Origin of the sequence: Flagellimonas meridianipacifica (assembly GCF_003001695.1) — a bacterium.
GTDB lineage: Bacteria > Bacteroidota > Bacteroidia > Flavobacteriales > Flavobacteriaceae > Flagellimonas > Flagellimonas meridianipacifica.
In genome coordinates this window covers 676,828-702,642 of the sequence record NZ_PVYX01000001.1, presented here as the reverse complement: position 1 = coordinate 702,642, position 25,815 = coordinate 676,828, and the positions used below count along the sequence as shown (strand labels likewise).

Here is a 25,815-nt window from a genome sequence, read left to right as displayed (position 1 = left end):
TCTTAACGTAGCTTTTTTTTTACATATTCATTTTACATTTGCGTGAAATTAGAACGCTAAGCGTCAAAATCTTTCTTCTATGTGTGGAATTGTAGGATATATAGGTCATAGAGATGCATACCCAATAATTGTCAAGGGATTACAGAGATTGGAGTACAGGGGATATGATAGTGCAGGAATAGCTCTCTACCATGACGGTCAAATTGTGGTGTCCAAAACCAAGGGCAAAGTAGATGATTTAAAGGTGAAGGCCGAAACTTCTAATAATATAGAAGGCAGTTTGGGATTAGGGCATACAAGATGGGCAACCCATGGAGTCCCCAATGATACCAATTCCCACCCACATTATTCTAATTCTGGTGACCTAGTAATTATCCACAACGGAATTATCGAGAATTATGAGTCTATTAAAAAAGCCCTAACCTCTAGAGGATATGAGTTTAAAACTGATACGGATACCGAGGTTCTGGTGAACCTTATTGAAGAGGTTAAGGATAAAGAAGAAGTTAAGCTGGGGCAAGCAGTTCAGATTGCGCTTAATCAAGTGGTAGGAGCTTATGCCATAGCGGTTTTCGATAGAAACAAACCAGACGAAATTGTGGTGGCTAAATTAGGAAGTCCCTTGGCCATTGGAATAGGAGAGAACGAATATTTTGTTGCTTCAGATGCCTCACCTTTTATTGAATATACTAATAACGCGGTGTATTTGGAGGATGAAGAGATGGCCATTATCCGTCTGGGTAAGGAGATAAAGTTGCGCAAAATCAAGGATGACTCCATAGCCTATCCCAATATATTGGAACTTCAATTGAATTTAGAGGAAATAGAAAAAGGAGGGTATGATCATTTTATGCTTAAGGAGATATACGAGCAACCACGAGCAATTTTAGATACATACAGAGGACGCTTACTTGCTGACCAGGGCATAGTGAGAATGGCTGGCATTGACCAAAACCTTGAGAAATTCCTGAACGCCAATAGAATCATAATCGTAGCTTGTGGAACATCGTGGCATGCCGGTTTGGTCGCGGAATATATATTTGAAGATTTGGCGCGTATTCCTGTTGAAGTGGAATATGCTTCTGAATTTAGGTATAGAAATCCTGTCATCACGGAAAATGATGTTTTAATTGCCATATCGCAATCTGGAGAAACAGCTGACACGCTTGCAGCCATAAAGTTGGCGAAGGAAAAAGGAGCTTTCGTATTCGGTGTCTGTAATGTAGTAGGGTCATCCATTGCTAGAGAAACCCATGCCGGAGCCTATACGCACGCAGGACCAGAGATTGGTGTAGCTTCGACAAAGGCATTTACCACTCAAATTACAGTATTGACCTTGATTGCCTTGAAGCTAGCAAGCGAAAAAGGAATCTTTTCTTCACCTCAGTTCCATGAAATCTTGACAGAATTGGAGAATATTCCAAGTAAGGTTGAAAAAGCATTGGAATCCAATGACTTGGTTTCCCATATAGCGGACATTTACAAAGACTCTACAAATTGTCTTTATTTGGGAAGAGGTTACAATTTTCCGGTGGCACTTGAAGGAGCTCTAAAACTAAAGGAAATCAGCTATATCCATGCAGAGGGTTATCCAGCTGCCGAGATGAAGCATGGCCCCATAGCTTTAATAGATGAGCAAATGCCGGTAGTGGTAATTGCCACTAAAAAAGGACATTACGAAAAAGTGGTCAGCAATATTCAAGAGATAAAGTCACGAAGTGGTCGTATTATCGCTGTTGTTACTGAAGGTGATGAAACCGTAAAAGAGTTGGCAGATCATGTTATTGAAGTTCCAGAAACCAATGAATGCCTAACACCATTGTTGACTACAATACCACTTCAATTACTTTCATATCATATAGCGGTTATGAGAGGCTGCAACGTAGATCAACCAAGAAACTTAGCAAAGTCGGTTACTGTAGAGTGACCTTTACAAATACAATAAAAGTGAAAAAGGCCCCTGAAAAGGGGCCTTTTTTGTTAAAATCACATTGATTGCCCTATTTTTTTGGTGAAAAAGTATTATGCATGCATAATTTTTTTCAATTTTGTACAAACCGAACCAAAAAAAATGTATATTCCGCTTCCAAAGTTTTACTTATCCTTAAAACTAATTTAACTCAAATTCAAACTAATGAAAAAGCTTATTATTTTTTCCATGATGCTATTTGGAGCAGCTTCTTTTGCCCAAACTACAGTGACTGGAAAAGTAGTTGATGAAAACAATGAACCCATACCAGGTGCCAATGTGGTACTTGTTGGAAAAGCAGAAGGAACTACAGCAGATTTTGATGGGAATTTCACTTTCAATACGTCCCAAGAACCACCCTTCCAATTAAGAATTACCGGTATTGGTTTTTCAGATTTTGTGGCAGACGTTACGACAAACAATCAAGTGTTGTCAATAACATTAAGCGAGGCTTCAACAATTTTGGATGAAATAGTAATTTCCGCTTCGAGAACGCCAGAACGTATTTTTGAGTCTCCGGTTTCCGTGGAACGCTTTGGCTTAAAGGATATTAAGAATACTACGGCGGAGTCCTTTTATGGAGGGCTTCAAAACCTTAAAGGAGTAGACATCAATACCAACAGTTTAACATTCCAGTCTATTAACACCAGAGGTTTCGCCACCTTTGCAAATACACGATTTTTGCAGTTGGTGGATGGGATGGATAACTCCGCTCCCGGATTGAATTTCGTTTTGGGTAACTTGGTGGGAATGTCTGAGTTGGAAGTACAGAGTGTGGAGATTCTACCCGGTGCCTCTTCTGCATTGTATGGTGCTGGCGCATTCAATGGAATTCTTTTTATGACCAGTAAGAGTCCGTTTGATTTTGAAGGAATTAGTTTTTACGCCAAAACAGGGCTAACTTCTCAGGAAGCAGCAGGAGATAACCAATATTATGATATAGGGATTAGAGCAGCCCACGCCTTTAGCGATAAATTGGCTGTAAAGGCTAACCTTTCTTTCTTGCAAGGTGAAGATTGGCATGCTGTTCGGACGGATGATATCAACAGACCAGGTGCTGATAGAACTAATCCAGCTTTCGACGGATTGAATATTTATGGAGATGAAGCTTCCACAATTCTAAATTTTGATTCTGCCGCGGGATTACCGGCTGGAACCATAGGTTCAGCAGAGGTTTCACGTACAGGATACGAAGAAAGAGATTTGGTTAATTATGGAGCCCAAAGTGTAAAAACAGATTTCTCGGTATACTATAGACCTTTCGCAGATGATTTTGAAATCATATATCAAGGAAGAATAGGTAGGGGTAATACTATATATCAAGGTGCTAACCGATATGCAGTACGAGGGTTCAATCTTCAACAACATAAGATTGAATTCAGAAACGATAATTTCTTTTTACGGGGATACATCGTCTCAGAAAACGCGGGGGATTCCTATGATACCCGATTTACAGGTTTGAATATCAACAACCGATGGAAATCAAATACGCAATGGTTCACCGAATATGCCCAGACCTATATCCCAACATTTTTAGGAGGGATACAACAAGGAGGACTAACTAGGGAGCAGGCTTCCACGGCGGCCCATGCCGCTGCTAGACAAGCCGCAGATACAGGTAGATTGATTCCAGGAACACCCGAATTTCAAGCTGCTTTTGATGCAGTTACGGCAGATGGAGATTTGACCACAGGGTCAAGATTTATAGATAATACTAAATTCCGTCACATTAATGGAAACTATAACTTAGCACACCTTATCAACAATTGGGCAGATATCCAAGTAGGAGGTTCTTTTAGGGAATATGAATTAAATTCCGCAGGAACAATCTTTACGGATATTGATGGTCCTATCTCCTATAATGAGTTTGGCGCGTATGCACAATTACAAAAGAAATTCTTGGATGATAGATTGAAGTTCACCGGTTCGGTTCGTTATGACAAGAATGAATTTTTTGATGGCTTCTTCTCACCAAGAGTGGCATTAGGATATACGGCTGGAACTAATAGAAATCATAATATTAGAATATCGGCACAACAAGGTTTTAGAAACCCAACAACCCAGGATTTGTTCATTGGATTGAACGCGGGTGCTGCGATTTTAGTAGGATCTGCTCCTGATAATTTGGATAGGGACATCAGAAGGTTTGATGTGACTCCTGATGGACAAAATTTGATCGGTCAATCTACTGTGGAAATTCTTGGAAGAGCGGCATACGAAAATGCCTATTCAGTAAGTTCGGTGATTGCCGGAGCTCCTGAAGTAGCCAATGCTGAACTTGTACAACCAGAAGAAATTATCACTTTTGAAGCAGGGTATCGTGGTCAAATAGGAAAGTTTACCATTGATTTAAGTGGTTATTTCAACCAATACAGCAATTTTATTCTTAATCAAAATGTATTTGTCCCGTTGTATGGAACTGCTGGAGACAATGGGCTTTCTTTACTCGCTTTACAAAACGGAGATAGACAAGTATATCAAACCTATACCAATCTAACTGAAAATGTGGATTCTTGGGGGGGTACCATTGGTATTGACACAAAGGTTTTTGGAAACTTTGATTTGGGTGTGAACTATACCTATGCCGACTTTGATTTTGATAGAGAAAGGTTCCCGGATTTCCTTACAAGTTTCAATACTCCTGAGCATAGAATAAAAGCTTCCTTTGGAAATACAGAGCTATTTAAAAACTTTGGTTTCAATTTTAACTACAGATGGAGCGATAGCTTCTTATGGGAGGCCACATTTGCAGTTGGCGATGTACCGGCCTACTCGGTTTTGGATGCGCAAATCAACTATTCGGTTCCAAGTATAAAATCAGTATTCAAAGCAGGAGGGTCCAACCTTTTGGCTGATGAATATTTCCAAGCCGTAGGTACTGGTTTAATCGGAGCTATTTATTACGTTTCATGGACCATAAATCCATAATTTTTGACAACAACTCAAAGATGGGGCGCTGATAAATTCAGCGCCTTTTTTATTGCTGTAAAAAAGGTTGTTTTCGTTTCTCTTTAAAGAAGTAAAAGTATATCTTTGCAGCCGAAAAAATCGAGAGATTTTTTATCCTATTCAATTAAAAATTAATAGAGTAATGTCTAAAGTTACAGGTAAAGTTGCCCAAATTATCGGCCCGGTCATTGATGTAGAGTTTGGATCCGGAGTAGAAATCCCAAAGATTTATGATTCCTTGGAAATCATTAAAGAAGACGGTTCTAAATTGGTATTGGAAGTACAATCACATATTGGTGAAAATACTGTAAGAACCATCTCTATGGATTCCACTGATGGATTGAGTAGAGGAGTTGATGTTAATGCTACTGGGAACGCCATTCAAATGCCTATCGGGGAAGATGTGTACGGACGACTTTTCAATGTAATTGGAGATGCTATTGATGGTCTTGAGGATTTGCCAAAGACTGGGGATAATGGTCTTCCAATTCACAGGGAAGCACCAAAATTTGAAGAGCTTTCAACTTCTACAGAAGTTTTATATACAGGAATCAAGGTAATTGACCTTATCGAGCCTTACGCCAAAGGGGGAAAAATTGGATTGTTCGGTGGTGCTGGTGTAGGTAAGACCGTATTGATTCAGGAATTGATAAACAATATCGCAAAAGGTCACGGTGGTCTATCTGTTTTTGCTGGTGTTGGTGAAAGAACCCGTGAAGGAAACGACCTGCTTCGTGAGATGTTGGAATCTGGAATTATTAAATATGGAGACGATTTCTTGCACTCCATGGAAGAAGGGGGATGGGATTTGACCAAAGTGGACAAAAAAGCCATGAAAGAATCCAAAGCGACTTTCGTTTTTGGTCAGATGAACGAACCTCCTGGAGCTAGGGCCCGTGTAGCACTTTCCGGGTTGACCATCGCAGAATATTTCCGTGATGGGGCTGGAGATGGACAAGGTAAGGACGTTCTTTTCTTCGTAGACAATATTTTCCGTTTTACGCAAGCAGGTTCTGAGGTATCTGCCCTTTTAGGTAGGATGCCATCTGCGGTAGGATACCAACCTACATTGGCGACTGAAATGGGTGCTATGCAGGAAAGAATTACATCGACTAAGAAAGGTTCCATTACATCAGTACAAGCGGTTTACGTTCCTGCTGATGACTTGACTGACCCTGCTCCTGCGACAACCTTTGCCCACTTGGATGCTACTACGGTACTTTCTCGTAAAATTGCAGAGCTTGGAATTTATCCCGCTGTGGATCCATTGGATTCCACTTCAAGGATTTTGACTCCTGAAATTTTGGGTGACGAACATTATGCATGTGCGCAACGCGTTAAGGAGCTATTGCAACGCTATAAGGAGCTTCAAGATATTATCGCCATTTTGGGTATGGAAGAACTTTCTGAAGAAGATAAGTTGGCAGTTGGTAGAGCAAGAAGGGTTCAGCGTTTCTTATCACAACCGTTCCACGTGGCAGAGCAGTTTACAGGTATTCCAGGAGTTTTGGTTGATATCAAGGACACCATTAAGGGATTCAATATGATTATGGACGGTGAGCTAGATCATCTTCCAGAGTCAGCATTCAACCTTAAAGGAACCATCCAAGATGCGATTGAAGCTGGAGAGAAAATGTTAGCAGAAGTTTAGTAGGTATGTATTTAGAAATTGTATCGCCCGAAGCTACTTTGTTTTCAGGAGAAGTGACCTCAGTTACGGTTCCTGGAATCAATGGTGAGTTTCAAATGCTTCAAAACCACGCACCTATTGTTTCTTTATTGGGAGAAGGTGACGTTAAGGTGCAAGGTAACATTGAAATCCATGAAGACTTTCAGAACAAATTTACCAAGGGGACCAATGGAGAAACTTTATTATCCATAGTGAGCGGAACCGTGGAAATGAAAGATAACAAAGTGATTGTATTGGCAGATTAAGCCAAATTCTAAAGATAAAATTTGAAAAGCCGCTGCAAAGCGGCTTTTTTATTGCATTATAATCAACGACCAATCTTTACCATCCGAACTATAGTTTTTGAGTTCCACAAACCCAACCGCCCTGTGGGCATTCATGGAACGTTGATTTTTGGTATCAACCTCGGTAATGATCGTGTCAAAACCATCGGGCAAATGCGTTTTCATGTTGGAATATAGTTTTCGAAACAACCCTTGTCCCCTATGTGTTTTGGCGATGCAGATTTGTCCCATCACCATGTAATTGGTTCTTTTTTTCACAACCTTGTTTATTTCATGGAACATAGGTTTTAGTATGTCAATGCTTTCCGCAAATTTTGGATGCATGGAAAGGGCATAACCAACAACTTTTTCATTTTCAACTGCTATGATATGCTGGGACATATCATTCATTTCCTTTAGAAGTTCTAGGGAGTGCTCTACAGTAAGAAAACCATCTTTGACCATATCGTTTTGAGATAAGCTTTTAGGCAGGTTTTGTTGCTGTAGGGTAAGAATTTGCTCCAATTCCCGAGGAGTTGAAGCTTGTTTGTATACAATCATTGCAAGCCTATTTCAATAAAGATAGTACTTTTGAAACATGCCAAATTTTCCAAAAAAACTGGAGAAAAGACTTCAAAAGCGAAAGACAGAGAATGCTTTTAGGGAATTGCCAAAAAAGCAAAATTTAGTAGATTTTTCTTCCAACGACTATTTAGGTTTGGCGCAATGTGATTGGATTATCTCAAAGGCAGAAAGTGTATTGGAAAGCAGACAAATAAGGCAACATGCAGCCACAGGCTCGCGTCTACTTACTGGAAATCATCAATTGTATGATGAATTTGAAGCTTACTTATCCAAACACTACACTACTGAAACTGCTCTTGTATTCAATTCAGGATACGACGCCAACATTGGACTACTCTCTTCCGTACCGCAAAGAGGGGATTTGATTCTATACGACGAATTGATTCATGCGAGTATCCGTGAAGGTATTTCAATGAGTTATGCAAAGAGCTACAAATTTGCCCACAATGACTTGGAAAGTTTAAAAAATAAGATTGGAGTTTTATTTGGAGCCCAGCCGAAAAGTAAAGAAAACGAGGTTTATGTGGTGACAGAGTCTGTATTTTCCATGGACGGAGACTCCCCTGATTTAAAGGCTCTGGTAGATTTTTGCTCAGGACAAGGATTTCATCTTATCGTGGATGAAGCCCATGCCATTGGTGTTTTTGGAAAAGGTCTGGTAGACCGTGTAGAAACTACAAATGAGGTTTTCGCGAGAATCATAACATTTGGTAAAGCTTTGGGAAGTCATGGTGCCGCTGTTTTGGGCGGCAAGCATTTGAAAGAGTATTTGGTAAATTTTGCCCGTAGCCTGATTTATACTACTGCTATGTCGCCACATGCCCTAGCAATTCTATTGGCGAGTTATTCTTTTTTGGAAAAAGAGGGCTTGAAAAGACAAGAACAACTTCATTCCAACATTGATTTTTTCAAACAGGAAATAAATCGATTTAATTTGGAAAACCGTTTTTTGGACAGCAATTCTGCTATACATTGCATGCTGGTTCCAGGTAATCAAAAGGTAAAAGAATTATCACAGGTGCTAAGGAATGAGGGTTATGATGTTAAGCCCATTCTTTCGCCAACAGTAAAGTTCGGTGAAGAGCGATTGCGATTTTGTCTACATTCCTATAATACCAAACAAGAAATTGAAAATGTACTTAAAACGATTAGAGAGCACATATGAGCAAGGAACTAGTGACCCTGGGTAGTTTTGAATTTTTAGCTGACGTCCAAATAATCAAGGGCAAATTGGAGTCTGAAGGAATAACCGTGATTCTAAAGGATGAAAATACCGTTTCCATTGACCCATTCGCAAGCAATGCATTGGGAGGGATTAAATTGCAGGTATATGGGTCGGACAAGGAAAGAGCTGAGGAAATCTTTAATGAAGTTCGGAATTATGCAGTAGATGAAAATGGTGAGTTGATTGTTTGTCCCAATTGTAAAGCCACCAAGTCCGAAATATACTATTCGAGAAAGGGAGTTTTCTATAAGCTCTTTCCTTTCTTTGAACCTAAAAAGTATCGATGTTTAAACTGTAACTTTATTACAAAACCGTCCCAATGATAGTATTTGTTACCGGAATATCAACAGAAGTTGGAAAGACAGTTGCTTCGGCAATTGTAGTAGAAGCCTTGGAGGCGGATTATTGGAAACCTGTTCAAGCCGGAGATTTGGACAATTCGGATAGCCACAAAATTGAGCGATTGATATCAAATACAAAGACTAAGATTCACCCTAACTCATATGCGCTGAATACTCCAATGAGCCCTCATGCAGCAGCGGAAATTGATGGAATCAGAGTGGATTTGAAAAAAATTGTTGCTCCTCAAACAGAAAATCACTTGGTTATTGAAGGTGCAGGAGGGTTACTGGTGCCATTGAATGAAAAAGACACCATAAATGACCTCATTCTACCCAATTACAAAGTAATTGTGGTATCACGTCATTACCTGGGAAGTATCAACCATACCCTGCTTACCATAGAAAAGCTTCAGAAAAAGAATTTGGAAATTGGAATCATATTTAGTGGAGATGAGCATCCAACCACGGAAAGTATAATACTTAGTAAAACAAATGTTTCCTTTTTAGGAAGAATAAATGAAGAAGTGGATTTTGATAAAGAAGTTGTAAAGAAGTATGCGAAAAAATTTAGAACTGCGCTAACGTCATTCTAGTCGTTGGTAGATAAGCCCACGACCAATGGTTTCTCTTAAAACGTAGTGTTCTTCTAAGTAGGGGTCTATATAGGCGTTGAGCTCTTCATATTTTTTATCAAAAATTCGCTTTCCTTTTCGGGCCACTATGATTTTAGGTCGTTCTTCTTCAAGAATATATCGTAATTCCTGTATGGACGTTTTCCTTGGATTTTTCATGTAGGGAAAAAGCTCTTCGCGGGTAATATTACTGGGGTGTGTTGATGCGACAGTTGGTGGCGTAGCATCCAACATCCAGTACCCGATGTGGTATTCAGCAAAAAAAATGGATTGGTTGTCTAACTTGTTGTCCATGATGTATTTTGGCACTTCAATCCCTTCACCATTATAAAAAGTTCCTTTTTCCATTTTGTTGGATACTATGTTCGCATATTCCAGATAAGATTCAATGGGAACAAGAATAAGAATCAACAATAGAGGTTGATATTTTCTTTTGATTTCAGGAAGCTTACTGACTGCAACGGCAAATGGAATCAATATGAAGGGATACGCCTGAATCAAATAATGTCCATTGACCTTTCCAGCTTGAACAAATGATAAAACAATTCCCGAAAAAACTATTAAGAGAACCTGAATACCCGCATCACTATAATCCAGCAGCTTTTTTTTATAGGTTGTGTAGTAAAAGAGAAGAGTCAAAAGTACCAAGGGTAGAACTTTCAGCGGGGAGTTCAACTTTCCCTCAGAATAAGCTATGGGCGCTTCAAAAATGGATTCCCACCAAATATTAAGTATTCCACCGATGTAATAGGGAATTGCAGTAAGGGTAATGGATATAACTGCACCGATACCCAAGAGGAAGAGTCTTGGAACCCCCTTGGAATATTCCTGATGTCTGATAATCGACCAAATCAAGTATATACCCAAAGCAGCAAAAGGGTAAGCCATATTTAATTTGGACATAATGGACAGACCCAACAGCGCACCGGCTAAAAAATGCCAGAAAATATGTTTTTTAGAGAGCAATACATATACCCCAGCAATAAAAAAGGTCACGCTAATATGCTCTGACATTACACCCTGTAAACTTCCAAAAAGACTCATAAGGCACACACAGGCTATTGCGCTCCAAAAGCTCACCTTTTTAGAGGTAATTCGCAATCCAATTAGATAGGTAAAAAGTGCTGACAGAGTTACTAAAAGTGTACCAAAAAACCGTATGGCAATAAAGCTCTTGCCAAAAATTTTGATGATAACTGCAAAAAATAAAAACGTAATGGGTGGTTTTAGATCCCATAGTTGGGTATAGGGCAAAAAACCATCAACCCAGGATTGTCCCATAATGATAAACGTGCTCTCATCCCTATCGATATAATCCCTGAAAAAGAAGGGAAGTCGGATGAAAAAGTCTAACAAAAAAAGAATGAGCAGCACTGTTTTCCAATTCAGTTTTTGATAATCTGGAGTTACAATGCCAAGAATTTTATCAAGCAAGGTGAAGGCTGGGTTTTTGGTGATTAATTATCATCTTTGCAAGATAGATAAAATGAAGTTTTGAAGAATCCGGTAGCATTGGAAAAATTGGTCGAAAGGGATAAAAACCATATATGGCACCCGCTTACCCAACATAAGACAGCCCATTTGCCTTTGGGTATTGTGAAGGCCGAAGGAGCCCTTGTCTGGGATGAAGATGGGAAAAGCTATATAGATGGAATTGCTTCTTGGTATACCGCGATGTATGGGCATTGCAACCCATATATTGTTAAGGCCATGACCCAACAGATGCAGAAATTGGATTTTGTCATGTTTAGCGGTTTCACACATGCTCCTGCCGTGGAATTGTCAGAAAAACTAATAAAGATACTTCCCGGCAATCAGGCTAAAATTTTCTTTAATGATAATGGTTCAACTGCCATTGAAGCTGCTATCAAAATGGCTATTCAATACCATCACAACAAAGGAGAAAAACGAGATACTATAATCGCATTTGAAGATGGGTTTCATGGAGATACTTTTGGAGCGATGTCCGCTTCGGGAATATCCAGTTACAATGGACCGTTCGAGGATTTTTTATTGAAAGTAATCCGTGTTCCAGTACCAACAGAAGAAAACTTGAAGGCTGTTTTGGGAGAATTGGATAAAATTCTTGCTGAAAACCAATGCTCTGCCTTTGTTTTTGAACCCTTGGTTCAAGGAGCAGCTGGTATGAAGTTCCATTCTACCGAAGGTTTGGACCAAATGATTGCCGTATGTCAGAAAGCAGGAGCACTTTGTATTGCAGATGAAATCATGACTGGCTTTGGGAAAACTGGAAAAAACTTCGCATCAGAGGACTTGACCCATGCTCCTGACATCATTTGTTTGAGCAAGGCACTTACCGCGGGGATGTTTCCATTAAGCATTACTAGCTGCTCCCAAACTGTTTTTGATGCTTTTCTGAGTGATGAGGTTTCCAAAGGATTTTTCCATGCGCACACGTACAGTGCTCACCCCGTGGGTTGCGCTGCAGCTTTGGCTAGTATTGAGTTGCTAAATTCTGATGAGATTTTGGAACGAAGAGCTTATATCGCTCATCAACACCAACGCTTTACGGAGAGAATACAATCACATCCCAAGGTTAAAAATGCACGAAGTATGGGCGTAATTTTTGCATTGGATTTGGCTGTTGAAACGAACCGTTACGGTTCGCTACGTGATAAATTATATCGGTCTTTCATGACTCAAGGGGTTAATCTCCGACCTTTGGGCAATACCATTTACACCTTACCTCCTTATGTAATTACCGATGAACAATTGCAACGTATTTATTCAACAATAGAAGGAGTGCTTGAAGTAGTTTAAGAAGTAGAAAATTAGTCTAAAAGGTTCACTGAGGCATCGCTTATTTCAACACGTATTTCCCTATAATTCCATGTGTCGCCTTCACCATAAGCATCAATATAAAGCGTACCGGAATCCTTCGAACCTTCTATGGGAATGACCATTTGTGCCTCTTTTTTTCCATTCTTCCAACTGATATTGCCTTGAACCATACCCACTTTTTCGATAGGCGTACCCAACACATCAGTTAACTGTTCATCATTGTTTATTAACTCAAAGGCATATTCATAGGGTTGTGAATCTTCCATCATTTTGGTCACACCAAAAAAGAGTGAGGCAAAGAACACAATACAGATAATGATAAGGGTGAGGCAACCTCCTACTGGTACGACCCATTTCCAATTTCTTTTCCACCAGTTGGGTTGGGGTACCAGTTCGTTGTCCATTGTTATCAAGTTTATCTGTTTTATGAAGATAAGAACTTTTATTTTTGCCCGAATTAGATTCAGTGTTGAAGAAACCAATTTCCATTACAGCTCTTTCATCAATCTCTTCTTTGGGAAGTAGTACTTCAGAAGTATGGGATTCTTATCAAAAAATGACCCATGGATTTACCCCAAAAAACGTAAACGGGAAAAGTGTGTGGGTATCAGGGCTTACGAAAAATCAAAAGAGAGAAATAGATGGCCTACGGAATTCGGACACCAAATATCACGAGTTGGATGATTCGGTTTTGTTTGCTGTTAAAACAGCTAGACAAGCTATTGGAGAGGCGGGTTGGAATGAAAAAACAAATTTTGGGGTAAATATTGGTTCTTCACGCGGCGCCACATCACTTTTTGAAAACTATCACCAAGAATTTTTAAAAAAAGGAAATGTTTCCACATTGGCTTCACCGACAACGACATTGGGAAACATCTCATCATGGGTCGCGCACGATCTTAAGTCCAATGGGCCAACCATATCACATTCCATAACCTGTTCCACAGCGCTTCATGCCTTGTTAAATGGAGTGGCTTGGATTCAGAGTGGAATGTCAAATAGGTTTTTGGTAGGAGGCAGCGAAGCTCCGCTTACACCATTTACCATTGCGCAAATACAAGCGCTAAAAATTTATTCAAGACTGGAAGCACCATACCCCTGTCTCGCGTTGGATTTGGAAAAGAAAACAAATTCCATGGTATTGGGAGAAGGCTCATCCATGGCCTGTTTGGAAGAAGGACTACAAACAAATCGTTTGGCAAAAATTGAAGGAGTAGGATATGCTACAGAACCTTTGACACACAATGTTTCCATTTCTACGGATGCTCAGTGTTTTCAGGATTCCATGGAGATGGCTTTGAACGGGATATCACCTGAGGAAGTAGATGTTATAGTGCTACATGCTCCAGGCACCGTAAAAGGCGATTTATCAGAATATAATGCCATCCGAAAGGTTTTTTGTAACAAAACACCTTTTTTGACTACCAATAAGTGGAAAGTAGGACATACTTTCGGAGCTTCGGGAATGCTCAGTGTGGAAATGGCCATACTGATGCTTCAACACCAAGAATATTTACAAGTCCCTTTTACGCAACAAGAGACTCCGTCAAAATCCATTGAGAAAATCATGGTAAATGCGGTTGGTTTTGGGGGCAATGCAGTGTCCGTACTTCTTTCCAAATAATGTAGAAAAGGTTTATGGTAAAACCTTATCTTAATACCTAAACAATAACCTAACACTTTAAACTATGGAAGACTGGTTTTCAGCACTCACTCTTTTTGAAAAAGTTTATTGGATAGTAGCCATTGTAGGCTCCATAATATTTACTGTTCTCATGGTCATGACATTTGTAGGTGGTGATGTCGAAGATGTTAGCGGTGATGTGGATATGGACATTGATGGGGACACCGGAATTGGCTTCCAATTTCTTTCTTTCAAAAATCTTATTGGATTCTTCACCATATTCGGTTGGTCTGGAATTGCCTGTATGGACAATGGACTTTCCACTGGAGCGACCATATTGGTTTCAGTTACCTGTGGACTCTTGATGATGTTCGCTATGGCCTCCTTGTTCTATTACTTGGCAAAACTTCAAAGTAGTGGTACGCTAAAATTGAAGAATGCCATGGGGCAAATTGGTGAAGTATACTTGACCATAGGCGCCAATCGGTCCAGTATAGGGAAAGTAAGTGTGAACGTTCAGGGGACTTTAAGGGAATTGGAAGCCCTAACGGACGAAGAAATCGATTTAAAACAAGGTAACGTCATTAAGGTAAAGGAGGTTACCGATAACGGAATAGTAATTGTTAAACTCTTAAATAATTGACCATATGCTAATACTACCCTTACAATTAGGTGGAGGGGCCTCCCTTCTCGCCATTGGCTTTGCCATCCTCTTTTTCTTCATCATAATCATCTCGTTTATCCGACGGTATAAGAGATGTCCTTCAGATAGGATTTTGGTGGTCTATGGAAAAGTAGGTTCTGGTAATTCAGCCAAATGTATTCATGGAGGAGCCGCATTTATTTGGCCCGTTATCCAGGATTACGAGTTCCTAGATCTTACCCCGATCTCAATCGAAGTTGATTTGACCAATGCTTTAAGTAGACAGAATATTCGAGTAAATGTTCCTTCTCGTTTTACCATTGGTATTTCCACAGAACCTGGAGTAATGCAAAATGCTGCTGAAAGACTCCTAGGTTTGGGAATGACCGAGGTACAGGAATTGGCCAAGGAAATCATTTTTGGTCAGTTACGTCTCGTTGTGGCTTCCATGGATATTGAGGAAATTAACTCGGATAGAGATAAGTTTTTGACCAACATTTCGCAAAGTGTAGAGTCTGAGCTGAAAAAAGTAGGTCTTAAGCTTATCAACGTAAACATCACGGACATCGTGGACGAGTCCGGTTATATTGAAGCATTGGGTAAGGAGGCTGCTGCCCATGCGATAAATGCGGCCAGAAAGTCCGTTGCGGAAAAAAACAGGGACGGTTCCATTGGTGAGGCCAATGCTTTGCAAGATGAAAGAACTCAGGTTGCTGCAGCTAATGCAAAAGCGGTTGAAGGAGAGAACGTTGCAAAGATAGATGTAGCCAACTCAGATTCATTGCGTAGACAACGGGAAGCAGAGGCAGAGCGTACAGCTGCTGCTGCAGAAAAAGTACAAGCCGCAAAAGCTTTGGAAGAGTCCTATGCGGCTGAAAAAGATGCAGAGATGGCCCGTGCTGAACGTGAAAGAAGTTCGCAAATGGCAGATATTGTAGTTCCTGCGGAAATAGACAAACAAAAAGTGGAGATTGAAGCAGAAGCAGAAGCCGAAATGATTCGTAGAAGAGCCAAAGGTGAAGCAGATGCTATTCTCTTCAAAGCTGAAGCAGAGGCCAAGGGAATCTTTGAAGTTTTGACCAAACAGGCAGAGGGTCTTGACCAAATCGTAAAAGCTGCTGGGAATGACCCCAAAGATGCTGTGCTCTTATTGATTGCCGATAAGCTTCCGGAGCTGGTAGAAAAACAGGCTGAGGCCATTAAAAATATCAAAATTGATAAAGTAACGGTATGGGATTCTGGTTCCAAAAGTGAGGATGGAAAAAACTCCACTGCAAACTTCATATCAGGAATGTATAAATCCGTACCACCTCTACAAGAAATGTTCAACATGGCAGGAATGCAATTACCAGAATATTTGAAAGGAAAGGATTTAGAAAATCCATCCGGGACTGAGGAAACCGATAAATCCTCGGAAAAGGATAAAACGTAGAATTTAGTTGGTTTAATAGGAAGAGGGCTTGTAGTTTTAACTATGGGCCTTTTTCTTTTCATGACATCTGTCTTATCTTGGTTTAAGAATAAGACCTATTTTTGTCTCCACATCCGAGAAATATGAGTGTAATAAGAAACAACTGGACCAAAGAAGAAATCTTAGAAATTTACAACAAACCGTTAATGGAGTTATTATATGAAGCGGCAACGGTGCATCGCAAATTTCATGACCCCAATACAGTTCAAGTATCTACTTTGTTATCCATTAAAACCGGAGGCTGTCCGGAAGATTGCGGCTACTGCCCGCAAGCTGCAAGATACCACACGGATATTGAAGGGAATGATTTGATGTCCGTTCAGCAGGTAAAAGCACAAGCCTTAAGAGCGAAGTCTTCGGGAAGTTCCAGGGTGTGTATGGGTGCCGCATGGCGTAATGTAAAAGATGGACCCGAATTTGACCAAGTATTGGAGATGGTACGTACCATCAATAAATTGGATATGGAGGTATGCTGTACGTTGGGCATGGTTACCGAGAACCAAGCAAAACGACTCGCGGAGGCAGGACTATACGCATACAACCATAATCTAGATACCTCTGAGGAATATTACAAGGAGGTGATTTCAACCAGAGGGTATGAGGATCGTTTGGAAACCATTGAAAATGTGAGAAAAACCAATGTGACTGTCTGTAGTGGCGGTATTATCGGTATGGGAGAATCTACCGAGGATAGAGCTGGAATGTTAGTAGCACTATCCACTTTGAGTCCCCAACCGGAATCCGTTCCCATTAATGCATTGGTAGCGGTTGAAGGAACTCCTATGGAGGACGAAAAACCAGTTGAAATTTGGGAAATGATACGTATGGTTGCCACCACTCGAATTGTGATGCCAGAGACTCAAGTAAGACTCTCCGCAGGGCGTACAGAAATGAGTAGAGAAGGCCAGGCCATGTGCTTTTTTGCTGGGGCGAACTCCATTTTTGCTGGAGACAAGCTGTTGACCACACCAAATCCCGATGTAAACGAGGACATGGAAATGTTTAAAACGTTGGGATTGAATCCACAAAAACCATTCATAAAGATTTCTCAGCCCAAAACGGTAGAAGCCAAAGATTCAGAATATCAATCCTTGGGAGAGAAGCCCAGATGGACGCGTCCTGACCACACGATTGAACGAAACGAATTGGCTAAAGAAAAGTCAAAGTTAGCGACCAAGGAATAGAGTCATAGAAAGGGTTTAAAAACCTTTTAGTAATTTTGTAGTTTCAAACTCGTTGAAATATTGGAACTTAACCTTGAACAAATTCCTCGAGAAAAGACACTTTCTAAGAAAGAGTTTCTTCAAAAGTACTTTAGGCCCCAGAAGCCAGTAGTCATCGAAAACTTCATCGAGGATTGGCCGGCTTATTCTAAATGGAGTTTGGATTATATGTCGCAGATTGCTGGTGAAAAGGAAGTGCCTCTTTATGATGATAGACCAGTGAAGCATGATGAGGGATTCAACGAGCCCCATGCCAAGATGAAGATGAAAGATTATATCCGTCTTCTTAAAAGCGAACCTACAAAATATCGCATTTTTCTCTGGAATGTTATCAAAGAGATTCCTCAGCTTCAAAAAGACTTTAAATATCCAGACTTTGGACTTCGGTTGATGAAAGGACTTCCTATGTTGTTTTTTGGAGGTAGTGACTCGCATACTTTTATGCACTACGATATTGATTTGGCCAACATCTTTCATTTTCATTTTGAAGGAAAAAAGCAATGTATCCTATTTCCGCAATCAGAAACCAAGTTTTTATATAAAATCCCTCATTCTTTAATTACGCGGGAAGATATTGATTTTGCCAACCCGGATTTGGACAAATGGCCCGCACTTAAAAATGCAAAGGGACACATTGCACATTTGGAGCATGGAAACGTGTTGTACATTCCAGAAGGGTATTGGCACCATATGAAATACATTAGCCCAGGATTTTCCATGAGTCTTAGGGCCATAGCCCGTAAGCCCAAGAATTTTGGTAAAGCGTTATACAATATTTTCTTTATGCGCCATTTTGATAATATGATGCGAAGATGGAAAGGTCAAAAATGGATAGATTGGAAAAATGAAGAAGCTATAAGACGGACAGAACTCATAGCTATTCAAAAGTAGTGGTCACTTGGTGAGTTCCATAACTTTTTCATAAACCAATGGGCTTTCCCAACCTCTATAAAGCAAGTAATCGGATAATTTTTTTCTTTTTTTGAATAGGTTGGGTTCGGTGAGTTGTGCCAATTTTTTTTTAGCCAAAACGTCAAGAGTTTGAAGATAGTCCTGATAGTCAATTTCAGTAAGTGCAAGTTGAATATTGAACTTTGAAATATCCCGTTGTTTTAATTCATTTTTGATTCGGTTTCTGCCCCATTTTTTTATGTTGAACTTCCCCCGGGCAAAGCTTCTTGCGAAACGTTCTTCGTTCAAATAGTTCTCTTGGATGAGGTGGCCCATTATACTATCAATAGCTTCAGGAATCATACGCATTTCCCTCAATTTCTTTTCGACTTCCTTATGGCATCGCTCTTGATAAGCACAGTAACGTTCCATTTTTTTTTGGGCCTCCTGAACTGAATAATGTACATATGTGCTCATTTGCTAAAAGTACAAAAACAAAAAAGCGACCCCATTGCTGAAGTCGCTTTATATTATCGGATGGTCTTTCCTTCCTTGTCTTTGAATCTATATTCTAGATAAGTGTAGGCATCCCTTGGTTGAATCTTAATCCATTTCTTGTGGTCCAACCACCATTTGAATCGTGGTGACGGAAATCCTTTGGTCAAATATGCAGCAATAAATGGATGTAGGTTCAATACAATATCCTTATGCTTTCTATTGCTTTTTAATATTCGTTCCAAATCTGCATTGATTTTATCAATCAACACAATCGGAGCTTCGACTTCCTTTCCTGACACATTGGGGTCCTCTTCACTGGTCTTAATGTTCATTTCTGGGCGAACACGTTGACGCGTAATTTGAACGAGACCAAATTTACTTGGGGGCAATATTTTGTGCTTCGCACGGTCTTCCTTCATCTCGTCCCTCAGGTGATCAAAAAGTTTTCTTCTATGATCGCCTTTGGTCATATCAATAAAATCTACCACGATTATACCACCCATGTCACGAAGTCGCAATTGCCTTGCAATTTCGGAAGCGGCCAAAAGGTTTACCTCAAGTGCGGTATCCTCTTGATTTTTCGCTTTATTCGAACGGTTTCCACTATTTACATCAATTACATGGAGTGCTTCGGTATGTTCAATTACCAAATAGGCTCCTTTGCTCATGGATGCCGTTTTGCCAAAAGAAGTCTTAATCTGACGCTCTATTCCGAATTTTTCAAAAATAGGGGCAGACCCTGAATATAGTTTAACTATGGATTCTTTTTGGGGTGCAATCTCATGCAAATAATCTTTGATTTGATTATATAAAGTCTCGTCATCCACATGGATTCCGGTAAAGGAATCATTAAAAACATCCCGAAGTATGGAAGAAGCTCTATTAAGCTCTATCAAAACTTTGGAAGGATGAGGTGCCTTTTGCAGTTTTTTGCACATTGCCGACCATTTGGTCAGCAGATTCTGAAGATCTTTGTCCAGTTCAGCAACTTTTTTGCCTTCTGCAACGGTACGGATAATAACGCCAAATCCTTTGGGCTTGATACTCTTCACCAAGCGTATCAATCTATCCTTTTCTTCTTTGCTTCCTATTTTTTGAGATACGGAAACACGGTCAGAAAAAGGAACCATGACCAAGTAACGCCCTGCTATGGAAAGTTCAGAGCTGATTCTTGGGCCTTTGGTGGAAATGGGTTCTTTTACAATTTGTACCAACAATGACTGATTGGCTTTTATTACATCATTGATGCTGCCATTCTTGTCAATATCTTTTTCAAATGGAAAATCTTTCAGGGTGTAATCTCTAAGCTTCCCTGTTCTTACTTTTTTGATGAACTTGAGCATGGATGACAGTTGCGGGCCAAGGTCATGATAATGCAGAAAGGCATCTTTTTCATAACCTACGTTGACAAAGGCCGCATTGAGTCCGGTAACGGGCTTTCTTATCTTGGCTAGGAAGATATCCCCAACGGAAAAGTTGTTGTCGTCCTCATCCTTGTGAAGTTCAATGAGTTTTCCATCTTTTAGTAAGGCAAAATCGACTGCTTCAGAACTAGATCTAACGATTAATTCTCTATTCACATGAATCGATTTTGATTTATTCCAATGTGAAGTGTTTTTGGAATAAATGATTAAACAATATTTGGAATCGGTTTTTTGTTAAACCGATTGAAATTCTTCATTTTGAATCTCTATGTCAAAGAACGTATGCATGTAAAATGAAAAAGTAGTTGCAACAACTACTTTTTCTTGTGTCGGTTTGCTCTTCTGCGTTTCTTACGCTTGTGAGTAGCTACCTTATGTCTTTTTCTCTTTTTACCACTCGGCATATAGCTTTTCCTTTAGTGTTAGTTGAATTATTTTACTTGTACGTTGCTCTTAACACCTTCAACAAAAACTTTGGCAGGCTTAAAGGCAGGAATATTATGGGCCGGAATTTTGATGGTAGTATTTTTAGAGATGTTTCTACCTGTTTTTTCCGCTCTTGTCTTAATGACAAAGCTACCAAAACCTCTTAGGTATACATTGTCGCCATTTTCCAAGGACGATTTCACTTCTTCCATAAAAGATTCAACAGTTGCTTGAACATCTCCTTTTTCCATACCTAGTTTCTCCGAGATTCTAGTTACGATATCCGCTTTCGTCATTTCGTTAATTTAATTTCTGTTTTTTTAGGCTTGCAAATATAAAAATTTAAATTAATCTTTTGCTTAATGCCTTTAATTTTAAGTACATAAACCACTACTTTTATTTTCCATAATTTTTTTGATGAGCTTTTCACAAAAAGTATTGAACTGGTACAAAGAGCATAAACGGGAATTACCTTGGCGAAGTACCAGGGATCCCTATAAAATCTGGCTTTCTGAGATTATATTACAACAGACCAGGGTTGTACAGGGAACGCCCTACTATTTCAAATTCATAGAAGCATTTCCCACCGTACAGGACTTAGCTGCTGCTCCAGAAGAAAAAGTATTGAAACTATGGCAGGGTTTGGGCTATTACTCCAGGGCACGGAATCTGCATGCTACGGCAAAAATGGTTGTAAAGGATTTTGGAGGTGAATTTCCAAATTCCTATGAGGGCCTAAAACAGCTTAAAGGTGTGGGTGACTATACAGCAAGTGCTATTGCTTCCATATGTTTTGATATTCCAGAACCTGTTGTGGATGGCAATGTATATAGGGTCTTATCCAGATACTTCGGTGTTGAACTTCCAATAAATTCCACCAAGGGCACAAAATATTTCAAGGAATTGGCCAGAGAGGTAATGGATACCAAAAACATTCGTGACTACAATCAGGGCATTATGGAATTTGGTGCTATTCAATGTGCTCCCAAAAAACCATACTGTCTCTTATGTCCTTTAAATGATGGATGTGCTGCCCTAAACGAGAATAGGGTTAAAAGCCTTCCGGTTAAGTTGGGAAAGACCAAATTGAAACATCGCTACTTTAACTACCTGGTTTTGGTTGACGCAAACCAAAACACGCTTATCGAGCAAAGAAAAGGAAAGGGTATATGGCAAAATCTGTATCAATTTCCTTTGGTGGAAACCGGTAGTATTGCAGACCATGATACAATGGTTAAAGAATTGCAGCAAAAACCTTACGGAAAAAATTTGGAATCTTTGGTGCTTTTTAATGAAGAGCCCATTGTCCATAAACTATCCCATCAACATTTACATACGCAGTTTTGGATTCTTAAGCCTTCAGAAAAAATCAAGGATGGGATTTCCTGGGACCAAATCGGTTCATTTGCTGTACCAGTTTTGATTGCTGACTTTATCAGGACTTTTAAAATTTAGTACCTTTGTCCAATTGAAAAGTTATGAGCGGAACATTAAATAAAGTGATGCTAATTGGCCACTTGGGAGATGAGGTTAAAATCCACTATTTTGAAGGAGGTAATTGTATAGCCCGCTTTCCACTGGCGACCAATGAGACCTATACCAATAGACAAACCGGCGAGAAGGTAACCAACACGGATTGGCACAACATTGTGGTGCGCAATAAAGCGGCCGAAATATGTGAAAAATACCTTAGCAAGGGAGATAAAGTCTATCTCGAAGGAAGACTGAAAAACAGACAATGGCAAGGAGAGGACGGAAATACACGCTACACTACTGAGGTTCATGTTCAGGATTTCACTTTTCTTTCAACAAACAAAGAAGGAATGACGAACCCTTCCCAACCTTCTGTTGCCAATGCTCCGGTTCAACCAACCCAACCTGCTGCCCCAGCCGCTGAGGAGAGTGTAGAAGATGATGATTTACCCTTCTAAAAGAAAGATTTAAATACTACTAACTTGGACCCTGACCCGTATTGCTTGTCCATTGCATTGTTCGCTTACAGCGGAGTTTTTAGTGTAAAAGTCATTGTACTACTTGTTTTATTGTGCTTTTCGGCACTTATTTCTGGTGCGGAAGTCGCCTTGTTCGGACTTTCCCCAACAGATTTGAATGAACTTGAAGAAGAGAATGAATCAAGTGGGGCGATGATAAACAGGCTTTTGGACAAGCCTAAAAAACTCTTGGCCACTATTCTTGTTACCAATAATGCCATAAACATTGGTATTGTCCTTTTGTTTAGTTCTATAGGAAATACGCTCTTTTCGGAAATAAACCAGACCTTATTTGGAGTAGTATCCGTACGTTTTTTACTCGAGGTCATTGTTGCTACCTTTTTGATTTTGATGTTTGGGGAGATTCTTCCAAAGATTTATGCCAATCGAAACAAAAAACAGTTCTCAACACTTATGTCAAGACCTCTGCGTGCACTAAGTGTGGTTTTAACACCTTTTAGTTCTCCCATGAGTTCAGCCACGGTTTTTTTACAGGACAAGTTGGGGAGACAAAAATCCAATTTTGGAGTAGATCACTTATCCCAGGCCTTGGAACTGGCATCAGAAGGAGATACAACTAAGGAAGAAAAAAAGATACTCGAAGGTATAGTAAGCTTTGGTAACACGGACACCAAACAAGTAATGCGCCCTCGAATTGATATTTTTGCCCTTAACGAGGAAATGAAGTTTCCCGAGGTTATTTCTGAAATAAAAAAGAACGGGTATTCACGTATTCCGGTCTTTTCGGAAAGTATGGACAATGTTCTAGGAGTCCTATATGTTAAGGATTTATTGCCCTATTTGGAACGAAAAAGCTTCAATTGGATGTCTTTGATTCGAGAACCCTATTTTGTTCCGGAAAATAAAAAATTGGATGACCTTCTACTCGAGTTTCAGGAGAAGAAGAATCATTTGGCAGTTGTGGTGGATGAGTACGGAGGAACTTCAGGAATTGTAACTTTGGAAGATATCATTGAAGAAATTGTTGGGGATATCAGCGATGAATTCGATGATGAGGATTTGATTTTTTCCAAATTGGACGATTTTAATTATGTCTTTGACGGGAAGACTACCTTAAAGGATTTCTACAGGGTGGTAAAGATTGAAGATGAAGACGAATTTGAGGATCAAAAAGGGGAATCGGAAACCATTGCGGGCTTTGTTTTGGAGATTTCTGGAAGTTTTCCAAAAAGAGGAGAAAAAGTATTTTTCAAAAACTATCAGTTTGTGGTGGAAAGCTTGGATAAAAAACGATTAAAACGAATTAAGTTCACTTTGCCCAATGAGAGTTAGACTCCTTATTTATGCCTTTAGTATTGTTTTAGCTCTTGGATGCAAGGGCGATGTGCTGCCAAAACCCAAGGCTATGTTGCGTTTGGACTATCCAGAAGCATCTTATCAAAAACTAAATTCAGATTGTGTTTTTACTTTTGATAAGAATGACATTGCCTTCGTCAAAGAAAACAAGGACTGTTCTTTGGTTCTGGATTATCCCTCAATGAAGGGTTCAATCTATCTAACATACAAAAAAGTAGAAAGCAATCTTGATACGCTGCTTGTTGACGCCCAGAAACTGTCCTATGAACATGTAGTGAAGGCGGATAATATTTTGGAACAACCTTTCATCAACCCAGGCGATAAGGTCTATGGGATGTTCTATGAAGTAAGCGGTAATGCCGCCTCACAATCCCAATTTTATGTGACTGACAGTACCTCTCACTTTGTTACAGGCTCTTTGTATTTCTATGCAAAACCAAACTACGATTCCATTCTTCCCGCCGCAATATATCTCCAAAAGGATATTAGAAAAATCATGGAGAGTCTTAGCTGGAAAAACTAAAACTATTGTTGTTTCAAGAGGGCTTCAGCCTTTTCAAGGCTCTGATTTATTTGTTCACGTAGCGCCTTTACCTTTTCTTCCTCTTCATTTAGCCATACCTGTTTTTGTTCAGTTAGAGCTTTTCCTTCCAATATCTCATCAGAATCAAAGCGGTTGCCAAAATTCATCATCCAATCCATCATAGCTTTGTTGGCATCTTGCAGGTCTTTCATCGCAGCTTGATATTGTTGGCCTGCCTCAGTAGTATCAACTTTACTTTTAAGCTCGCCTACCATTTTCCCTAGCTTTCCCATTTTAGGCATTACCTCATCATGAATTGCCATTACCTCTTCCATTTGGGTAGGTCCTTCAGGAGTTTCTTTTTTTTCTTTGCAGCTCATGGTGAAGACTACCAAAAGAGCTAAAATTATAATCTGTTTCATTTTCCAATCGGTTTTTTCAAATCTATTACTTTTCAAGATATGGGGCTAGCCCTTCATCGAACATCTTTTCCATCATCGCGCTAACGACCCTATCCGTTTTTTTGGGATGCCCCCCTTCAAAAGGAGGTTGGGGGTCGTACTCAAGATTCAGGGTGATAAATTCGGCATAGTTTCTTCCTAGAATCTGGTCAACAAGGGCCAAGCTCATATCGATTCCTGCAGAAACGCCAGCACTGGTCCAATATTTGCCATCATTTACAAAACGTTTTTCAACAAATTGGGCGCCATACTTTGCAAGATTTTCTTCAGCTCGATACCAGTGTGTAGTGGCTTTTTTGCCTTCAAGTAAACCTGCAGCGCCCATAATCCAAGCTCCAGTACACACGCTTACCGTGTATTTGCTGTTATCATCAATTTTGCGAATCCATTGCAAAAGCTCTTCGTCTTTGGTGGCTTGATAGGTTTCTATAAATCCCCCCGGAATCACAAGCATATCCAATTGGTCAATGTCCTCTATGCTATAATCCACATGAAAGGTTACCTTATCGCTGCTCACTATTTTTCCTTTAGTTCTCCCAATAAGAATTTTTTCAGTAGGATACATACTGTTCAACACTGAAAGAGGCCCCATAGCATCCATGGTAAAAAAACCGTCATATAGAAGAAATCCTATAGTTTTTACCGTATCAGTGGGTACTTCATATAGTATGGCCATTGATTCGGCATGGCCCATGGCTTCCAACTCTTCATCGGAATAAAAGCTTCCGTCCGGTTTCACATTTCTGTTTTTGGTACTTCCCATCTCTTCTTTTTTCTCTTCGGAAGTGTTAGTAGTTACTTGATGGTCTTTGCAGGAAAGTATTAGCATCGCAACCAACACTGTTGTTAATAATTTCATTTTATGTT

The 25,815-nt window shown here is 39.8% G+C and carries 25 protein-coding genes; 17 read left to right on the top strand and 8 right to left on the bottom strand.

Annotation, left to right across the window (positions count from 1 at the left end; translation table 11 throughout):
- Positions 1 to 79: 79 nt before the first annotated feature.
- The 4 genes from glmS (at position 80) to CLV81_RS03075 (ending at position 6,853) form a co-directional block, all read left to right on the top strand.
- On the top strand, positions 80 to 1,927 hold the full coding sequence (gene glmS, locus CLV81_RS03090) for a glutamine--fructose-6-phosphate transaminase (isomerizing) (RefSeq protein WP_106143586.1): 1,848 nt from the start codon (positions 80 to 82) through the stop codon (positions 1,925 to 1,927).
- 207 nt (positions 1,928 to 2,134) lie between these two features.
- Entirely contained in the window at positions 2,135 to 4,897 is a 2,763-nt protein-coding gene (locus CLV81_RS03085) for a TonB-dependent receptor (RefSeq protein WP_106143585.1), read from the top strand.
- Between the two features lie 163 nt (positions 4,898 to 5,060).
- Positions 5,061 to 6,569, top strand: a complete 1,509-nt coding sequence (gene atpD, locus CLV81_RS03080) for a F0F1 ATP synthase subunit beta (protein ID WP_106143584.1) — start codon at positions 5,061 to 5,063, stop codon at positions 6,567 to 6,569.
- 5 nt (positions 6,570 to 6,574) lie between these two features.
- Positions 6,575 to 6,853, top strand: coding sequence for a F0F1 ATP synthase subunit delta/epsilon (locus CLV81_RS03075; protein WP_106143583.1), 279 nt, complete (start codon positions 6,575 to 6,577; stop codon positions 6,851 to 6,853).
- Between the two features lie 48 nt (positions 6,854 to 6,901).
- Here the strand turns inward: CLV81_RS03075 and CLV81_RS03070 are convergent, their stop codons facing one another.
- On the bottom strand, positions 6,902 to 7,432 hold the full coding sequence (locus tag CLV81_RS03070) for a GNAT family N-acetyltransferase (protein ID WP_106143582.1): 531 nt from the start codon (positions 7,430 to 7,432) through the stop codon (positions 6,902 to 6,904).
- Positions 7,433 to 7,469: 37 nt separating this feature from the next.
- Here CLV81_RS03070 and CLV81_RS03065 point away from each other — a divergent pair, with 37 nt between their 5' ends.
- From CLV81_RS03065 to bioD, 3 genes are read left to right on the top strand one after another with little or no spacing between them, the layout of a single operon-like run.
- Entirely contained in the window at positions 7,470 to 8,621 is a 1,152-nt protein-coding gene (locus tag CLV81_RS03065) for an aminotransferase class I/II-fold pyridoxal phosphate-dependent enzyme (protein WP_106143581.1), read from the top strand.
- On the top strand, positions 8,618 to 9,004 hold the full coding sequence (locus CLV81_RS03060) for a putative signal transducing protein (protein ID WP_106143580.1): 387 nt from the start codon (positions 8,618 to 8,620) through the stop codon (positions 9,002 to 9,004). Before CLV81_RS03065 ends, CLV81_RS03060 begins: the two co-directional genes overlap by 4 nt.
- A complete protein-coding gene (gene bioD / locus CLV81_RS03055; RefSeq protein WP_106143579.1) occupies positions 9,001 to 9,615 on the top strand; it encodes a dethiobiotin synthase in 615 nt (204 codons plus the stop codon). The genes CLV81_RS03060 and bioD overlap by 4 nt, the downstream gene beginning before the upstream one ends.
- Here the strand turns inward: bioD and CLV81_RS03050 are convergent.
- Complete coding sequence (locus tag CLV81_RS03050) at positions 9,607 to 11,088, bottom strand: ArnT family glycosyltransferase (protein WP_106143578.1); 1,482 nt, start codon at positions 11,086 to 11,088, stop codon at positions 9,607 to 9,609. The two genes, bioD and CLV81_RS03050, sit on opposite strands and share 9 nt — an antisense overlap.
- A gap of 60 nt (positions 11,089 to 11,148) precedes the next feature.
- Here CLV81_RS03050 and bioA point away from each other — a divergent pair, with 60 nt between their 5' ends.
- Positions 11,149 to 12,435, top strand: a complete 1,287-nt coding sequence (bioA, locus tag CLV81_RS03045; RefSeq protein ID WP_245911909.1) for an adenosylmethionine--8-amino-7-oxononanoate transaminase — start codon at positions 11,149 to 11,151, stop codon at positions 12,433 to 12,435.
- A gap of 11 nt (positions 12,436 to 12,446) precedes the next feature.
- Here bioA and CLV81_RS03040 read toward each other — a convergent pair whose 3' ends face one another.
- The gene (locus tag CLV81_RS03040) at positions 12,447 to 12,860 is read right to left on the bottom strand and encodes a cytochrome c oxidase assembly factor Coa1 family protein (protein WP_106143577.1); all 414 of its coding nucleotides are present in this window, start codon (positions 12,858 to 12,860) and stop codon (positions 12,447 to 12,449) included.
- Between the two features lie 65 nt (positions 12,861 to 12,925).
- Between CLV81_RS03040 and CLV81_RS03035 the strand changes: the two genes are divergently transcribed.
- From CLV81_RS03035 to CLV81_RS03015, 5 genes are all read left to right on the top strand, one after another.
- Complete coding sequence (locus CLV81_RS03035) at positions 12,926 to 14,080, top strand: beta-ketoacyl synthase N-terminal-like domain-containing protein (RefSeq protein ID WP_106144889.1); 1,155 nt, start codon at positions 12,926 to 12,928, stop codon at positions 14,078 to 14,080.
- A 64-nt stretch (positions 14,081 to 14,144) separates the two neighbouring features.
- On the top strand, positions 14,145 to 14,723 hold the full coding sequence (locus CLV81_RS03030) for a hypothetical protein (RefSeq protein WP_106143576.1): 579 nt from the start codon (positions 14,145 to 14,147) through the stop codon (positions 14,721 to 14,723).
- A 4-nt stretch (positions 14,724 to 14,727) separates the two neighbouring features.
- Positions 14,728 to 16,155 (top strand): flotillin family protein, encoded by a 1,428-nt coding sequence (locus tag CLV81_RS03025; RefSeq protein WP_106143575.1) that lies wholly within the window; start codon positions 14,728 to 14,730, stop codon positions 16,153 to 16,155.
- 122 nt (positions 16,156 to 16,277) lie between these two features.
- Positions 16,278 to 17,378, top strand: coding sequence for a biotin synthase BioB (bioB, locus tag CLV81_RS03020; RefSeq protein ID WP_106143574.1), 1,101 nt, complete (start codon positions 16,278 to 16,280; stop codon positions 17,376 to 17,378).
- A gap of 60 nt (positions 17,379 to 17,438) precedes the next feature.
- The gene (locus tag CLV81_RS03015) at positions 17,439 to 18,308 is read left to right on the top strand and encodes a cupin-like domain-containing protein (protein WP_106143573.1); all 870 of its coding nucleotides are present in this window, start codon (positions 17,439 to 17,441) and stop codon (positions 18,306 to 18,308) included.
- 3 nt (positions 18,309 to 18,311) lie between these two features.
- Here CLV81_RS03015 and CLV81_RS03010 read toward each other — a convergent pair whose 3' ends face one another.
- The 3 genes from CLV81_RS03010 to CLV81_RS03000 all read right to left on the bottom strand — a co-directional run bounded on the left by CLV81_RS03010 (position 18,312) and on the right by CLV81_RS03000 (position 20,952).
- Positions 18,312 to 18,785 (bottom strand): regulatory protein RecX, encoded by a 474-nt coding sequence (locus CLV81_RS03010; RefSeq protein ID WP_106143572.1) that lies wholly within the window; start codon positions 18,783 to 18,785, stop codon positions 18,312 to 18,314.
- Positions 18,786 to 18,838: 53 nt separating this feature from the next.
- Entirely contained in the window at positions 18,839 to 20,386 is a 1,548-nt protein-coding gene (locus CLV81_RS03005; protein ID WP_106143571.1) for an Rne/Rng family ribonuclease, read from the bottom strand.
- 275 nt (positions 20,387 to 20,661) lie between these two features.
- Positions 20,662 to 20,952: an HU family DNA-binding protein gene (locus CLV81_RS03000; protein ID WP_106143570.1), complete on the bottom strand. Its 291-nt coding sequence runs from the start codon at positions 20,950 to 20,952 to the stop codon at positions 20,662 to 20,664.
- Positions 20,953 to 21,073: 121 nt separating this feature from the next.
- On the opposite strand from CLV81_RS03000, the gene mutY reads away from it, so the two are divergent.
- Genes mutY through gldD form a run of 4 tightly spaced genes read left to right on the top strand, consistent with a single transcriptional unit; the run spans position 21,074 to position 24,487 of the window.
- On the top strand, positions 21,074 to 22,111 hold the full coding sequence (gene mutY, locus CLV81_RS02995) for an A/G-specific adenine glycosylase (protein ID WP_106143569.1): 1,038 nt from the start codon (positions 21,074 to 21,076) through the stop codon (positions 22,109 to 22,111).
- Positions 22,112 to 22,134: 23 nt separating this feature from the next.
- Positions 22,135 to 22,587: a single-stranded DNA-binding protein gene (locus CLV81_RS02990; protein ID WP_106143568.1), complete on the top strand. Its 453-nt coding sequence runs from the start codon at positions 22,135 to 22,137 to the stop codon at positions 22,585 to 22,587.
- 24 nt (positions 22,588 to 22,611) lie between these two features.
- Complete coding sequence (locus CLV81_RS02985; protein ID WP_106143567.1) at positions 22,612 to 23,940, top strand: gliding motility-associated protein GldE; 1,329 nt, start codon at positions 22,612 to 22,614, stop codon at positions 23,938 to 23,940.
- Positions 23,930 to 24,487 carry a gliding motility lipoprotein GldD gene (gldD, locus tag CLV81_RS02980; protein ID WP_106143566.1) on the top strand — a complete coding sequence of 186 codons (558 nt, stop codon included), beginning with the start codon at positions 23,930 to 23,932 and terminating at the stop codon, positions 24,485 to 24,487. Before CLV81_RS02985 ends, gldD begins: the two co-directional genes overlap by 11 nt.
- Before the next feature lie 2 nt (positions 24,488 to 24,489).
- On the opposite strand, the gene CLV81_RS02975 is transcribed toward gldD, so the two are convergent.
- Complete coding sequence (locus tag CLV81_RS02975) at positions 24,490 to 24,909, bottom strand: hypothetical protein (protein ID WP_106143565.1); 420 nt, start codon at positions 24,907 to 24,909, stop codon at positions 24,490 to 24,492.
- Positions 24,910 to 24,934: 25 nt separating this feature from the next.
- Positions 24,935 to 25,807 carry a DJ-1/PfpI family protein gene (locus tag CLV81_RS02970; RefSeq protein ID WP_106143564.1) on the bottom strand — a complete coding sequence of 291 codons (873 nt, stop codon included), beginning with the start codon at positions 25,805 to 25,807 and terminating at the stop codon, positions 24,935 to 24,937.
- Positions 25,808 to 25,815: the final 8 nt, after the last annotated feature.

Excerpts from the sequence above, each read along its gene's own strand:
- glmS (WP_106143586.1), top strand. The coding sequence starts at position 80 with ATGTGTGGAATTGTAGGATATATAGGTCATAGAGATGCATACCCAATA.
- CLV81_RS03085 (WP_106143585.1), top strand. The coding sequence starts at position 2,135 with ATGAAAAAGCTTATTATTTTTTCCATGATGCTATTTGGAGCAGCTTCT.
- atpD (WP_106143584.1), top strand. The coding sequence starts at position 5,061 with ATGTCTAAAGTTACAGGTAAAGTTGCCCAAATTATCGGCCCGGTCATT.
- CLV81_RS03075 (WP_106143583.1), top strand. The coding sequence starts at position 6,575 with ATGTATTTAGAAATTGTATCGCCCGAAGCTACTTTGTTTTCAGGAGAA.
- CLV81_RS03070 (WP_106143582.1), bottom strand. The coding sequence starts at position 7,432 with ATGATTGTATACAAACAAGCTTCAACTCCTCGGGAATTGGAGCAAATT.
- CLV81_RS03065 (WP_106143581.1), top strand. The coding sequence starts at position 7,470 with ATGCCAAATTTTCCAAAAAAACTGGAGAAAAGACTTCAAAAGCGAAAG.
- CLV81_RS03060 (WP_106143580.1), top strand. The coding sequence starts at position 8,618 with ATGAGCAAGGAACTAGTGACCCTGGGTAGTTTTGAATTTTTAGCTGAC.
- bioD (WP_106143579.1), top strand. The coding sequence starts at position 9,001 with ATGATAGTATTTGTTACCGGAATATCAACAGAAGTTGGAAAGACAGTT.
- CLV81_RS03040 (WP_106143577.1), bottom strand. The coding sequence starts at position 12,860 with ATGGACAACGAACTGGTACCCCAACCCAACTGGTGGAAAAGAAATTGG.
- CLV81_RS03030 (WP_106143576.1), top strand. The coding sequence starts at position 14,145 with ATGGAAGACTGGTTTTCAGCACTCACTCTTTTTGAAAAAGTTTATTGG.
- CLV81_RS03025 (WP_106143575.1), top strand. The coding sequence starts at position 14,728 with ATGCTAATACTACCCTTACAATTAGGTGGAGGGGCCTCCCTTCTCGCC.
- bioB (WP_106143574.1), top strand. The coding sequence starts at position 16,278 with ATGAGTGTAATAAGAAACAACTGGACCAAAGAAGAAATCTTAGAAATT.
- CLV81_RS03010 (WP_106143572.1), bottom strand. The coding sequence starts at position 18,785 with ATGAGCACATATGTACATTATTCAGTTCAGGAGGCCCAAAAAAAAATG.
- CLV81_RS03000 (WP_106143570.1), bottom strand. The coding sequence starts at position 20,952 with ATGACGAAAGCGGATATCGTAACTAGAATCTCGGAGAAACTAGGTATG.
- mutY (WP_106143569.1), top strand. The coding sequence starts at position 21,074 with ATGAGCTTTTCACAAAAAGTATTGAACTGGTACAAAGAGCATAAACGG.
- CLV81_RS02990 (WP_106143568.1), top strand. The coding sequence starts at position 22,135 with ATGAGCGGAACATTAAATAAAGTGATGCTAATTGGCCACTTGGGAGAT.
- gldD (WP_106143566.1), top strand. The coding sequence starts at position 23,930 with ATGAGAGTTAGACTCCTTATTTATGCCTTTAGTATTGTTTTAGCTCTT.
- CLV81_RS02975 (WP_106143565.1), bottom strand. The coding sequence starts at position 24,909 with ATGAAACAGATTATAATTTTAGCTCTTTTGGTAGTCTTCACCATGAGC.
- CLV81_RS02970 (WP_106143564.1), bottom strand. The coding sequence starts at position 25,807 with ATGAAATTATTAACAACAGTGTTGGTTGCGATGCTAATACTTTCCTGC.